A 12,276-nucleotide genomic window follows, 5' to 3' on the forward strand; every position below is an offset into this window, starting at 1 on the left:
TTGCTAATTGTCATAGAACCGGGAATATCAGAGCACGATTACCCAGGCATTCCATCCGCCCTGGCGGTCACAAGAAAACGCCCGTAAGCGATTGCGTAAAGCAGATAGGAAACCAACCAGAGCACAAAGGGCAGCACGACGCCCGCCAACAGGTAGTACTCCGGCCACCAGACCGGTACAAACGTTCGCAACAGTGCCGTTGCGACCAATGCTACTAGCGCAGGCCAGATCAGCCACGGCAGCGCCAGCGACCTTCCGGTATGGCGCAGCCCGGCAATACAGAACACAGCAAGAATTGCCGTACCCGCTGCACCTGCGGACAAAGCATGGCGGCCGGTATAACCTGGCAAGGTATCGATGAGTGCGGTGATACCCACCAGAACCAGCCCGACCACCATCCACAGATACGCCAGCGTCAGCAGCAACAGATACAACCGGGTCATCGCTCTGCCCCACGGCCATTCACTCAGACGGTCGGCCTGGGCTGCCGCAGCGGCAAGGGCAATCCAGCCGGTAACCACGTGGCCCGGAGCCCAGAAATCCGCAATCACAAACAGAATCAACGCGGCCACCGCCAGATGTTCCCGGGCAGGTGTTAATCGACCAGGGCCCGAAAGGCCGATTTCCTTCCGTGCCTCCATGGCCACCACCCGGACAATACGAGTAGCCGTGAGAGCGATCAGTACCAGTAGCAGATTGACGGTGGTGTTAAGGATCATTACCGGCGTGATCGTGCCGGCGACATCCGGCCACAACCAGGCCACATAGAAAAGCCCCTGAACCAGCACATAGCCGATCAGAGCCATGCCGATACTCAGGTGTCGGCGGCCAGCCTCGGACAGCAAGGCCGGGGCTGCCCAGAGTAACAAAACAAGAGGAAAGGCAAGGTTCACAATAGCCACCAGCCAGCCTGGTATCAGAGCGGACAACCAGAACAGTACCCGCCCCGCCAGCCAGAGCATAATCAGGGCAGCCAAGGGCTTTCCTGCGATGGGTGCCACACAGGCCCATGAAGGAATCGAGGTCAGCAGAAACCCTACCAGGGCTGCGCTGACAAACCCGAACAGCATTTCATGGCCATGCCAGGCCAACGGAGGCAACGCCATGGGCAGGATGAATTGCTGCATCAGCGCACCAATCCAGGGCAGCAGCGCAATTGGCGCGTACAGGGCGCCCAACAGGAAAAAGGGCCGGAAGCCGTAAGCCAGCCAGGGATGGTTAAACATGGTAGAAATCCGCATCCGGCAACTTCCCGCCGATGAACCCAGACGACAATTCAGACAGTGCCGAGAAGAAGTCCTCCAGAGCTGGCCGGGCTTCCTGCGCATTGACCATTTTCAGTGCGGTGCGGGCAATCGCTCCTTCATACACCTGACGGCTCAAGGGTGACCGATCCGCACCCAACCTCGCCGCGTCCTCCGGCTGGCTGACTACCCAGTCAACCGCCCGGCCAATGGCCGCTTGCAGCGCTGCAACCTGCTCGGGCACCTGCTCCAGCAACTCCCGCCGGCAGAGTACACCTGCCTGGGGCAGCAGTGGCTCACCACCGGCCAGCCGCGCCCACTCCTGCTGAAGATCCAGCTCATTGGGTGGCTGCCCGAACTGCACGCTCTGTAGTCGAGTTGCCGTGCGCATGGGTTCCGGCAACACCGCCGCATCCAGGCGTTGCGCTACATACATCTGTACCGTCTCGAACGGACTGGACTGATAGCTCACCTTGACGTCACGTCCCACTTCCAGGCCCGCCTTACCGAGCAAGTAGCGGAACACCAGATCCGGCATATCGCCGCGCCATGGCACGCCCACATGCCTGCCGGCCAGATCTTCCATCTTCGCCAACGAGCCTTTCTGCTCCAGGCCCAACATGCCCAGGGTACCCCACACATTCACGTTCATCAGCACCACGGGGACGCCACGGTTATACAGGTTGGCGGCCACGTTGGTCGGGGTCGCCGTCATCATCACTTCCGCCCGTGCCAGCCAGGCCCGCAACTGATCCGGGTCTTTCCAGTCCAGAAGTTCCCGTTCAGGGATCAGGTTTTTCAGCTCCGGATCTTCCAGCGCCCGGGCCAGGATCACCTGGGGCAAGCCAAGAGGTGTAGCTGCAATGAGTTTGCCGGGTTTGGCTGCAAACGCCCTTTGTAGGGGTACGGCTGAAATCAAAGCCGAACAGGCCGCCAGCTTGAGCAATTCACGACGATTCATGCCAACTCCGAATCCGGATGAAACAGAAAACTCTCGCTGACCACCGGTTGCCTCAGCAGGTGGCCAGCTTCTTCATACAGCCAGGCATGGCTGCGCTCGCGGTAAGGGGTTGTGACCGGATGTTCAAACACCACGGTGCCGGGCGAGCCGGAAACAACAATGATTCGATGGGCCAAACGCAGGGCTTCAGTGAGATCGTGAGTCACCATCAAGGTCGCTATACCCTGATCGACCACAAGCCGCTCCACCAGATCCTGGGCTTCGCTGCGCAGCCCCACATCCAGGGCACTGAAGGGCTCATCCAACAGCAGGAAATCGGCGCCTACGGCCAGCGCCCGGGCCAGAGCCACTCGCTGTTGCATACCACCGGACAGCTCATGGGGGAAATGCTCGTAATAATCCGCAAGCCCTACCTGGTCGGCCAACTCTTTGGCCTGCCTCAGTCGATCTCGCCGGAGCACACCCCGGGCTTTCAAGCCCAGAGCAATGTTGTCGAGCAGCCGGCGCCAGGGCAGCAACCGGGATTCCTGGAATACTGCAGCGGTGGTTGTAAAGTGATTACTCACCTGTCCCGAAGTGGCCTCAAGCACTCCCGATGCCAGACGCAACAGGCTGGTTTTTCCGCAGCCGGATGGCCCCACCAGGCACACGGATTCACCCGGTGCCACCTGAAGATCCACCTCCGACACAATAGTGTTCAGGCCAAGATCCAGTGAAGCCTTTTGCAGCGTCAGCATCGTAAACTCCTCAGCCCTGCATGGCAGGGCCTTTGACCTGCCGCCAGGGTTCCATTTTCTTCTGCAAGGGCCGTAGAAATCCGTGTTCGGCCACCAACAGCAACACCACGACCACCACAATCCAGGCCATGGCACCGGCGGTGTCCAGGCTCACCCGAGCCATGGCCATCCCCGCCCCCACCCCATCCTCTGTGGCAAACAATTCCGCCATTACGGTGACTTTCCAAGCCACCCCCAGAGCAGTAATCAATGCCGGGAAGACGTAGGAGACAATGTGCGGCAGATAGAAATCCCAAAGGCGCAAGGCAAACGGCACCCGGAACACATCGCCCATTTCCTGCAGGCGGTGGTCCAGGGTTCGTGCACCAATCTGGGCACCGGCAAAAGCAACCGGAATGGTGGTGGCCACCACCGTGTAGATCGCCGCCAGGGAGCCACTGCCGAACCACAATAGTGCCAGCACAATCCAGGCGATGGGCGGTATGCCCAGAAGCACCGTCGATACCGGCTCCAGCGCTCGGCCAACCGTGTGGGACAACCCTGCAATCAGGCCCAGAGCGACACCAGCCAGCGCAGCAATGGCAAAGCCGGTCATGGCCCGCCAGGTGGTGGCCCAAACGGCCGCCCAGAGCTCACCGTTGTCGGCAAAGCCTACGATGGACGATAGCGCATCCCGCGGGCCGGGGAGCAAAAAGCTACCGTATGACAAACTCCCCCACTCCCAGAGCGCCACGAATAGTAGAACTCCGGTAAGGCTGCCACCCCAACCCAGACCACTGCGAATCAAACTGCCCATACACTCACACCCTGCAATAACTGACATGAGTGTACCTGCACGAACACAAACCTCTGTTGACGAAAATCAAATACGAATCAGTTTCATTTGTAGTATATTGCGATCCATTCTCAATCGTCAGCAGTTATCGGAGAACTCCATGAATCGACGCCCCCACCCACTGGCTTTAGCCATCTTTGCCTTTTCCGGTTTACCCGCAGCACACGCTGCAACCGGCCATTCTTCGGAACTTAAGGAACTGGTCGTAACCGCCAAAGGCTACGAATCCGACACGCTGGAAACCGCGAGCGCAACAGAGCGTTTAACCACGGACAACACTGCCGCTTCGAAAACCGCCGGCGATCTCTTCCGTGGCAAACCAGGCCTGGCGGTTCAGGGCGATGGCGGCGCCTGGGGTGGTAACCCGGTTATTCGTGGCCTGAAAAAGGAGAGTGTGGTACTTCTGGTGGACGGTGTCCGCCTGAACTCTGCCCAGCCCCAGGGGGCCATTGCATCCCTGGCAGACATGAGCCTGCTGGAAACAGTCGAAGTGGTCAAAGGCCCAGCCTCGGTACTACATGGCACCGGCGCCATGGGCGGCGCTATCAACCTGCGGACTCCAGAGGCGACTTTCTCGGAACAACCTGAAGCCCATGGTCGATTCTCCGGCAGCACTGGCACGGTGGACAGCAGCCTGGCCGGCGGCGCCCTGTTGGAGCTTTCCAGCAAGAACCACGGCCTTGTCATCGGTGCCGCCGCCAAGGATGTGGACGACTATGAAACACCCGACGGTGATGTTGAAAGCAGCGGCTTCCGCTCGGAATCCTTTCTGGCGAAATACGCGTTCAGGTTAACCGACAACCAGAAACTGACCCTGAACCTGCAGAACCACGAAGACCGGGAAGTCTGGTATCCAGGCTCTGCCAAGCCCGGCCCGGGCGGCAACGGCACGCTGACGATCCATTCGCCCAAGCAGAAGCGCACGCTTGCCGAACTCGGCTACGAGGCCGGCATCGGTACCGGCACCCTGGAGACCAGCATTTATCGGCAGGAAGTGGACCGGCAAATCCGCGCCTGGTGGGATTTCAAAGAGCGCAATCAGGTGTGGAACGATGTCAGTTTCCGCACCGACGGTGTTAAAGCGCAGTACCGGTTGCCTGTGGGCGATAACCACCTGGTCACGGTTGGGGCCGAGGGCTGGGAAATGACCGGTGACCCTGAGCGTTTTACCTACAACCCGCCCATGTCAGATAACGCCGTTGCCAACTCACCCTTCCGGGATGGCGAAATCGAGAGCCGGGGCCTGTTCGTGCAGGATGACATCATGGCCGGCAACTGGAACATCCAGCTCGGCGCCCGCTATGACAAAGTGACTGGCGATGCACGGGTGGTGGGCAACGGCCCGGCAGCCAGAACCGAGGGGTTAAAGAACACTTCCGAAACGCTGTCCTGGTCTGCCGGTGCCATCTACAACCTGAGCGACATGGTCAATCCTTACCTTAATATCGGTACCGCCTACCGTGCACCTGACATGCGCGAACGCTTTGAAGATGCCACCCGGGGTGACGGGTTCTTCCACCGCGGTAACCCGCAACTCGATCCGGAAAAATCCACCAGCGCGGAGGTTGGCCTGAAAGGTCGCGGCCGACTGGGCCAGTACCAGGTTGCGGCCTTCTACACCCGGATTGATGACTATATAGCAGGGCGTATCACCGGCCAGAACCACCCCCAGAATAACCTGCCCATCAAACAGACCGAGAACCTGGACGAAGTGGTGATCTACGGTGCCGAAGCCGGTTTCGTGATGCCACTGGAAGCCTTAAACGCCAGCGCCCCGGCCATCGATCTGGACGGCAGCCTGACCTGGCTGCGGGGTGAAAACAAACAGGACGATGAGCCGCTCTACCAGATGCCGGCTCCGGAACTGACTCTGGGGCTGGGCCAGCAAAACCGCCCCGGCTTCAACTGGCATGGGCAAGTGCGAGCAGTAGCCGAACAGGACCGGACCGCGGATGCCTTTTCCAACGGCACGGAAAACAGCACCCCCGGCTATACAACTGTGGACGTTGAGCTGGGCTGGAACTTTGGTGCTACCGGCAGCCTCAGCGCACTGGAAGTCTCGGTTGAAGGCAACAACCTGCTGGACAAGCGTTACCGGGAACACCTGACGGACGGCGGTATACTATCGCCGGGCCGCGGGCTGGTGGCCAAAGTCTCCGGACGCTTCTGATTTCGATGAGCCGTGCCCATGGAAGGCAGCGGCTCATATTCGCGCTAGTGTAGGCCAAGCACTGTACGACTGAGCCAGCGCGTTGGTTACTTCCAGTAGTCGTTGGCCGCTGCAACCGTCTGGAAGTTAACCGCGATCACTTCTGAGGCATGCATCAGGGCCCCACCATCTTGAGAGTATTTTGCCCGCTCTCGAAACAGAACCTCTTTACTGGACTGGGTGCTTTTTACTCCCATTCGGGGCAGCTTGATGGCTAGCTCAAAACCCTCCTGTGGGGTATCCGTAATCAGGCTGGGCAACCAGACGTCAGCTTTCTCCTCTGCCTGAATCATCATCGGCATGAGCATGGCCAGTGCGACCAATACGGCGGCGAGCTGCTTTCTTGTTTTCATCATCAGAATCTCCTTGCATCTCATCAATCAAAACCCTCTCAAGGGAAGCATCTCCATTAATGGACCATAATACAATTATTTTCAATGAATCTTTAAGCTCATGGCGTTGCTACTAAAGATGCAGATTCGGCAGCGCCACACTGCCACCGTGGTTCATTCATGGCTTCATGGTACTGCTGATTATTGCCGAGGTGGGTGGCTCACTGGTGCTGGGGTCGGGCGCCCTCATAGCCACATGGCAGTAGCCGATAAAGCAGGGAGATCACTCGCGAGTCAACCAACCACAATCCTCCAGCTCAGAACTAGCTGGTATTACCGGCTGCTACAGGAGGGATTGATGTGCAATTAACATGCGCATAAAATAGGTCCATCGATCTGTGCAAGGACTAAACCATGCAAGCTGCTCAAGCTACCAAATCCATACGAAAGCCAACGAACCTGTCGCTAGATAGTGCCCTCCTCAAAGAGGCGAAAGCTCTGGGAATCAATGTTTCACGATCAGCAGAGGCAGGGATCGCGGAGGCTGTGAAGCTTCATAAACAGCAGAAGTGGTTGAAAGAAAATGCCACAGCCCTCGCAAGCTCTAACGCATACGTTGAATCTAACGGTTTGCCTCTTGCTCGGCACCGGCAGTTCTGATGGCCCGTTTCGATATCTTTGAAAACAAGGATGGAGCTGGCTATCTGCTGGATGTTCAGTCAGACCTTCTCAGTGGCTTGAACACCCGAGTTGTTGTGCCACTGCTGCCCAAATCTTCGGCGCCTTCCCCTGCCCAGAGGCTGAATCCTGTCTTTAACATTGAGGGCCAGGAGGTAGTCATGGCGACTCAGTATATGGCTGCTGTGCCTGAAGGCGAATTGCGTTTTGGCGCTGGCAGCCTTGCTGGGCAACAAGATGAAATTTCCGCGGCGTTGGACATGCTGTTCTTGGGATTTTGAAAATTGTTGCCGAAGCGGGAGGTCTACTGGTGCTGTGGACGGGGCATTAGCAGAAAGCCGTGTAGAAACCGCACGTATCTAACTTACTCGATCACCAACCCTCCAACGGCACACCGTGTTTCTCAAGATAGGCACCGCTTCGCTCGAGGTAACCTTCCGTTGACTCCGAAAAATCATCAGGATTACCTTCAACTTCGATTGCCTGAACACGCATTACCTCTACCGCGTTTGTTCGCTGGCTCATCATCCAGACAACCACTTCTCCTCCGGGCGCCAACCCTAAAATCAAGTCGCTTCTTGGCAAATGGCGTATCTCACCATTTTGAGTCCTGGTGGGAGCAGGCACTCGCATTTGATCTTGCAAATCCGGCGGGACATCAATCAAGATGGAATAGTATTTCTGCTCCGCAAAAGAAAACCAATGGATCGCGATCAGGTTGGGGAACGGATCCATCGCCCCCCCCGTTCCGAAAGGACCTCGGCCGCCCTCCCAGCAGCAGCCTTTATGGCCTGCAGGAATTCGCCAACTACGCTCTCCGGATTTTTCCAGATGCAGGTTAATGACCCACACATCGTAGTTACTCGGGGCAGCGACGCCCACGTACCAGGAAATATCGTCATCCTGCCTGGGAGAGCACCCAGCCAAGATCAGCGAAAACGCGAGCCAAGTGAAATAGCGCATATAACTCATCATTACTCCCTAGAATTTGGATACATGGCCCGTTCACCTGATTGTGCAGGCGCATTCGGGGTAACAATGTTCGGCAGTCGCAATGATGCTGGCGTGCCGAGCGCAGAGAACTGGATCGAGTTGAAGTTTGACGAATAATGAATATATCGTTGGCGCAGCATTTGTTGTTGGCTCGCGTTCAAAGATGGGGAGTCGGTCTCACCAAAGCTCTCTTGCATCAATTGATCAGCGACAGGCCGGAGCTCAAGCGGGAGGTTAAAATCCTGCCTGTTGGGAATCGGTTCGAGAGGAACCCCTCCCCTAACTGCCAATTCATGCATAATTCGTAATGTAACCCGCGAATATTCTCCGCGTACTTGGCGCACCATCCGGAGTGCAAGCTCAGCCATCCGCCCACTGTGCGGGGTCCGCTGAGGGAAGATGTTTGTGTGGATAGCCAATCTTGCCTCACTCTCCGTACCCAGGCCACTGGGCGGAGGATTCGGTTTTTCCGATGCTCTTACCGGCAGGCTGTAGGCACCGATCCAGCCCTCAGCTTCCTTCTGCTTTTTCAGGCCTTCCAGCGCTTGCCATTGCCGGGTCTGTTCTGGCTGATCAAACCAAGAGAGAGAAACTCTCTCTATGGGGCTGATTAAAACATCCTCACGCATATTCTCGCTGTATCCGCCGCCAATATCCGAGTGCACCCCAGGCAAAGAAATCTCCCGAAAATTATCAGGGAGACTGCCGTCCGAGTTTCGCAAGCTGTTGAGGGCGAAGTTTTCTCGATGCTCGTCTGAAGCCACCAGATGAACGGCCTGCTCAACCGCATGGGGATCCAGATATAAATTGACAGGGTCGTTCCGATCATTACCAAGAGACAAATCCAGGGCCAATGGATTCACTACAGCAGCAACGGTATCGAACAGTCCTACAAAGCGAATACTAACCTGCTCCGGCCAATCAATACTGTAATGATTGAGAGCCCGACCGAACGCACCTTCCACCCCGAGATTGATCTCGTGGGCGGCATGGCGCGAGGAAGCTGCGCCGCGACTGAAGCCAAACAAATCAACTGTCAACGACCTTAAGGGAGCAGACAACCCTAATCGATAAATTCTTTTCGCTATTGCGTCAAAAGCCTGCTTAACCTGACTTACGATGCCGGTTTCGCCGCCCCCCGATGTCATTCCAATTAAAGAGTCTTTATCGCCGGTCCTTGTGCCTATGCCGGGTGCATAATGCGCTATGCGATGGATGATGAAATTTTCCTCAACATCATCCAGTTCCGTGTACAAATCTGCCAACTTCGCCACATTACTCGGCGCGTTGGCATAACTCCCCCCCAGCATCATTGCCAGCCGATACCGACACTCCGCTTCGGTAATTTCACCGTCTTCAAGCGGGGTGAGGCATTCCTCCTGAACGCGGTCTTCCATTGCCCTGGAATTATCCGCGTTATTCAGGGTACCGTCGGTGAATAGGCCAATTTCCAGATGAACCTCCGGAGGCGTTTCAGACGCAGACGATTGTGGGGTTTGGGTCGTTGACGGCAAGGGCGCAACAGGGGTAGCCGGGAAGGGACTGTCCGAGGATGCCACTGATTGCCGTTGCAAAGCCTCCTCCTTGCGCAGGAGCCTCAGCTCTGTGCTGAAGAGTCCAGCAGACAACGAACCAATGCTTCTACCACCTTGGTGGGCCAGTTGTTGCGGAGTGATATTGTTTTCGTTCAAGCTCTGGACGCTATCCCTCAGGGCAAACCGACAGGCGCTGTCATTGATCATCCACCGCCCTTGCCCTGATGCATCCTCTCTCCAGCTCACTACCGGATCAAAGGGCTTTCCATCACAATAGCCGTATACCAGCCACAGCTTTCCTTCTCGGAGTCGATTACTGACTTCATTTATCAATCGCATCCGTTGGTCCGGTCGTAAACCGGACGAAGCCACTTGGTCAAGTATCTTGTTTAGATTGAAGCGATGACCGTGACGGTCATTCTCCAGCAGGTTTCTGGCTTTTTCAGCAGCAAAGAAGGGCGATTCCAGGTTGGGCAGATGTGCCGCAACCAGATCGAAAGTTTTGACAATATCCATCGTTCGTCATCCATTGACTGAGTTAAAACATCCCTGTGATGCAACAGCCGTCCAAAGCTCGTTGCAATCAAAAATTTATTGTAATCCAGGGTCCTGCACCAAATCCATCCCCGGCCTGCCATACCAATACCCGTTGCACGGCGGCGCTTCCACCAGCTGCAGTGGGTCGGTGGCTGGCACTTCCCCCCGGCGTACCTGGTCAAAGCGTTTGACTACCTCATCCATGCCCTGATGCTCCGGGCTCAAGCGCACGGTGCTCACGCCTATTCGTTCCATATCCGGCAACTCCCGCATCAGGTCATAGCGGGAGCCAGACAGGGTGGAAATGCCGTTCAGGCGGAACAGCTCCTGGCTTTCCCTGGAGCGCAGCTCCATGCCATCCGGATGCTCCAAACATCGGAACTCGCAGTTATCCTTGGGCAGGTTGTAATGGCGGGCGGTGAAGCAACGGGACGACCAGGCCAGCGGCAGGAAGCCCCAGGAGAATACCTCGGCGGGCAGATCCAGACCTTCGGCCTTCAATTCCCTGATCAGCTGTTCCAGGGTTTCCTTACCAAGCTCCACCGGCAGGTTCCAGCCTTGCAGTCCCTGTCTGGCCAGGATTTTCAGGGTGGCGGTGTTGTAGATGTTCATGGACGGGCCGGTCACAAATGGAACTTTGTTGCGGATGGCCACCTGCAGGGCACTCTGGTCGTTGGCTTCCACCTGGAATTCATCCTGTTCGCAGAACCTGCGCAGGCGGCGCAGGTCGGCTTCGGATTCGATCAGCGTGAGGGTCGACAACACCACGTTCTTGCCACAGGCTTTCAAATCCCGCGCCAGCTCCAGCCAGTCATCCGGCTTGAGTTCACGGCGGCGGGAACAGACCGCCTCGCCAAGATAGATGGTCTCTATCGGCCATTCAGCGGCTTTGGCGTAGAAATCGAATACGGACTGCTTGGTCCAGAACCACAGAATCGGGCCAAGGGATAGTTTCATCATAATCAGCTGAACCTTATTTCCATTTGCGGTGATAAGCGCCAATGGTGGTCAGGCCACCTTCGGAAAGCCCCGCCAGCGTCTGGTTCCACTGGCTTTCTACGGAAAACATGCCTGGCGTAGCGTCCAGCCGATCCAGCGCCTGGCGCCAGGTGCGGGCCACGTCGGCAATGTAGGCGGGGCTGCGTTGGCGGCCCTCGATCTTCACCGCGCTGATGCCCAGTTCCTTGAGCTCTGGCAGCAGGTCCAAGGTATTGAGGCTGACCGGCTCTTCAATGGCGTGATAGACACTGCCCTCCACCTTAAAACGGCCCTTGCACAGGGTCGGGTAACCGGCCGACTCGCCCTGACCATAACGGTCGATCAAGACATCGTTCAGGCGGGACTCGAGCCCTTGTGAGGTCTCCTGCCAGCGCACGGCTTTGGCGGGCGAGCAGGCGCCTCGTGTGTTGGGAGACTCATCGGTGAGGTAAGACGATAGGTAGCAACGGCCCTCCGCCATGATGCACAGGCTGCCGAAGGCAAACACTTCCAGCTCCACCGGGCTGTGTTTGGCAACGCCCCTCACCTGGTCAATCGAGAGCACCCGGGGCAAGACTGCCCGACGGATATCAAAGTTGTCTTTATAGAACGAGAGGGCTTCGTGGCTGGTGGCAGAACCCTGCACCGACAAATGGCGAGGGGTGTCCGGATACTTGTTGGCGGCGTAGTCCAGCAGCCCCATATCGGCCAGGATAATGGCATCCACACCCAGGTTCGCGGCGCGGTCGACTGCGCCCTTCCATTGCTCCCAGCCGTCTGGCTGTGGGTAGGTGTTGATGGCGCAAAATACCCGGCTGCCCTTGGAGTGGGCGTATTCAATACCCTCCCCTGCACGCTTTTCGTTAAAGTTCAGGCCAGAAAACTGGCGGGCGTTAGTGCTGTCGCGAAAGCCGAAATACACCGCATCGGCGCCGTTATCGACGGCGGTTTTCAGTGCGGGAAGGCTACCGGCGGGGCAAACAAGTTCCATGGCATTCTCCACTGCAAGGGTGGCGCTACCATAACGCCACTTCCACAGGGCATGCCTTGACCTTTGTCAGCAGGCGAATCAAAAGCTTACAAGCTTCGTCCGCGAATGACCCGTACCAGTATGACCACTATCGCGACCACCAACAGAATGTGAATAAAACCACCCATGGAATAGGAAGTAACCAAGCCCAGGGCCCAAAGTACCAACAGAATGACGGCAATTGTTTCCAGCATGACAACATGCTCC

General features: G+C 57.1%; 13 protein-coding genes. 3 read left to right on the forward strand and 10 right to left on the reverse strand.

The window, feature by feature from the left end:
* Positions 1-38 precede the first annotated feature (38 nt).
* Genes ASQ50_RS06705 through ASQ50_RS06720 form a run of 4 tightly spaced genes read right to left on the reverse strand, consistent with a single transcriptional unit; the run spans position 39 to position 3,738 of the window.
* The gene (locus ASQ50_RS06705) at positions 39-1,226 is read right to left on the reverse strand and encodes an NnrS family protein (protein ID WP_058092682.1); all 1,188 of its coding nucleotides are present in this window, start codon (positions 1,224-1,226) and stop codon (positions 39-41) included.
* Positions 1,219-2,205 carry an ABC transporter substrate-binding protein gene (locus tag ASQ50_RS06710; RefSeq protein ID WP_058092681.1) on the reverse strand — a complete coding sequence of 329 codons (987 nt, stop codon included), beginning with the start codon at positions 2,203-2,205 and terminating at the stop codon, positions 1,219-1,221. Before ASQ50_RS06710 ends, ASQ50_RS06705 begins: the two co-directional genes overlap by 8 nt.
* Complete coding sequence (locus ASQ50_RS06715) at positions 2,202-2,942, reverse strand: ABC transporter ATP-binding protein (RefSeq protein ID WP_058092680.1); 741 nt, start codon at positions 2,940-2,942, stop codon at positions 2,202-2,204. Before ASQ50_RS06715 ends, ASQ50_RS06710 begins: the two co-directional genes overlap by 4 nt.
* Positions 2,943-2,952: 10 nt before the next feature.
* Complete coding sequence (locus ASQ50_RS06720; protein WP_058092679.1) at positions 2,953-3,738, reverse strand: ABC transporter permease; 786 nt, start codon at positions 3,736-3,738, stop codon at positions 2,953-2,955.
* A gap of 139 nt (positions 3,739-3,877) precedes the next feature.
* On the opposite strand from ASQ50_RS06720, the gene ASQ50_RS06725 reads away from it, so the two are divergent.
* The gene (locus ASQ50_RS06725) at positions 3,878-5,947 is read left to right on the forward strand and encodes a TonB-dependent receptor plug domain-containing protein (RefSeq protein ID WP_058092678.1); all 2,070 of its coding nucleotides are present in this window, start codon (positions 3,878-3,880) and stop codon (positions 5,945-5,947) included.
* Positions 5,948-6,033: 86 nt separating this feature from the next.
* On the opposite strand, the gene ASQ50_RS06730 is transcribed toward ASQ50_RS06725, so the two are convergent.
* Complete coding sequence (locus tag ASQ50_RS06730) at positions 6,034-6,342, reverse strand: hexameric tyrosine-coordinated heme protein (protein WP_227513271.1); 309 nt, start codon at positions 6,340-6,342, stop codon at positions 6,034-6,036.
* A gap of 390 nt (positions 6,343-6,732) precedes the next feature.
* Here ASQ50_RS06730 and ASQ50_RS06735 point away from each other — a divergent pair, with 390 nt between their 5' ends.
* The gene (locus ASQ50_RS06735) at positions 6,733-6,978 is read left to right on the forward strand and encodes a type II toxin-antitoxin system CcdA family antitoxin (RefSeq protein WP_058092677.1); all 246 of its coding nucleotides are present in this window, start codon (positions 6,733-6,735) and stop codon (positions 6,976-6,978) included.
* The gene (locus ASQ50_RS06740) at positions 6,978-7,277 is read left to right on the forward strand and encodes a CcdB family protein (RefSeq protein WP_058092676.1); all 300 of its coding nucleotides are present in this window, start codon (positions 6,978-6,980) and stop codon (positions 7,275-7,277) included. Before ASQ50_RS06735 ends, ASQ50_RS06740 begins: the two co-directional genes overlap by 1 nt.
* 91 nt (positions 7,278-7,368) lie before the next feature.
* On the opposite strand, the gene ASQ50_RS06745 is transcribed toward ASQ50_RS06740, so the two are convergent.
* From ASQ50_RS06745 to ASQ50_RS20965, 5 genes are all read right to left on the reverse strand, one after another.
* On the reverse strand, positions 7,369-7,959 hold the full coding sequence (locus ASQ50_RS06745) for a DUF2931 family protein (protein ID WP_227513272.1): 591 nt from the start codon (positions 7,957-7,959) through the stop codon (positions 7,369-7,371).
* Between the two features lie 11 nt (positions 7,960-7,970).
* Positions 7,971-10,040, reverse strand: coding sequence for a T6SS phospholipase effector Tle1-like catalytic domain-containing protein (locus ASQ50_RS06750; protein ID WP_058092674.1), 2,070 nt, complete (start codon positions 10,038-10,040; stop codon positions 7,971-7,973).
* 75 nt (positions 10,041-10,115) lie between these two features.
* Positions 10,116-11,021, reverse strand: coding sequence for a U32 family peptidase (locus ASQ50_RS06755; RefSeq protein ID WP_058092673.1), 906 nt, complete (start codon positions 11,019-11,021; stop codon positions 10,116-10,118).
* Between the two features lie 13 nt (positions 11,022-11,034).
* Positions 11,035-12,030 (reverse strand): ubiquinone anaerobic biosynthesis protein UbiU, encoded by a 996-nt coding sequence (ubiU, locus tag ASQ50_RS06760; RefSeq protein ID WP_058092672.1) that lies wholly within the window; start codon positions 12,028-12,030, stop codon positions 11,035-11,037.
* 86 nt (positions 12,031-12,116) lie between these two features.
* A complete protein-coding gene (locus ASQ50_RS20965) occupies positions 12,117-12,263 on the reverse strand; it encodes a lmo0937 family membrane protein (RefSeq protein WP_156509981.1) in 147 nt (48 codons plus the stop codon).
* Positions 12,264-12,276: the final 13 nt, after the last annotated feature.

The organism is Marinobacter sp. LQ44 (assembly GCF_001447155.2).
In the GTDB taxonomy this organism is placed as follows: Bacteria; Pseudomonadota; Gammaproteobacteria; order Pseudomonadales; family Oleiphilaceae; genus Marinobacter.

Bases quoted from the DNA above. Each gene is read 5' to 3' on its own strand.
- ASQ50_RS06705 (WP_058092682.1), bottom strand. From the start codon at position 1,226: ATGTTTAACCATCCCTGGCTGGCTTACGGCTTCCGGCCCTTTTTCCTG.
- ASQ50_RS06710 (WP_058092681.1), bottom strand. From the start codon at position 2,205: ATGAATCGTCGTGAATTGCTCAAGCTGGCGGCCTGTTCGGCTTTGATT.
- ASQ50_RS06715 (WP_058092680.1), bottom strand. From the start codon at position 2,942: ATGCTGACGCTGCAAAAGGCTTCACTGGATCTTGGCCTGAACACTATT.
- ASQ50_RS06720 (WP_058092679.1), bottom strand. From the start codon at position 3,738: ATGGGCAGTTTGATTCGCAGTGGTCTGGGTTGGGGTGGCAGCCTTACC.
- ASQ50_RS06725 (WP_058092678.1), top strand. From the start codon at position 3,878: ATGAATCGACGCCCCCACCCACTGGCTTTAGCCATCTTTGCCTTTTCC.
- ASQ50_RS06730 (WP_227513271.1), bottom strand. From the start codon at position 6,342: ATGATGAAAACAAGAAAGCAGCTCGCCGCCGTATTGGTCGCACTGGCC.
- ASQ50_RS06735 (WP_058092677.1), top strand. From the start codon at position 6,733: ATGCAAGCTGCTCAAGCTACCAAATCCATACGAAAGCCAACGAACCTG.
- ASQ50_RS06740 (WP_058092676.1), top strand. From the start codon at position 6,978: ATGGCCCGTTTCGATATCTTTGAAAACAAGGATGGAGCTGGCTATCTG.
- ASQ50_RS06745 (WP_227513272.1), bottom strand. From the start codon at position 7,959: ATGCGCTATTTCACTTGGCTCGCGTTTTCGCTGATCTTGGCTGGGTGC.
- ASQ50_RS06750 (WP_058092674.1), bottom strand. From the start codon at position 10,040: ATGGATATTGTCAAAACTTTCGATCTGGTTGCGGCACATCTGCCCAAC.
- ASQ50_RS06755 (WP_058092673.1), bottom strand. From the start codon at position 11,021: ATGATGAAACTATCCCTTGGCCCGATTCTGTGGTTCTGGACCAAGCAG.
- ubiU (WP_058092672.1), bottom strand. From the start codon at position 12,030: ATGGAACTTGTTTGCCCCGCCGGTAGCCTTCCCGCACTGAAAACCGCC.
- ASQ50_RS20965 (WP_156509981.1), bottom strand. From the start codon at position 12,263: ATGCTGGAAACAATTGCCGTCATTCTGTTGGTACTTTGGGCCCTGGGC.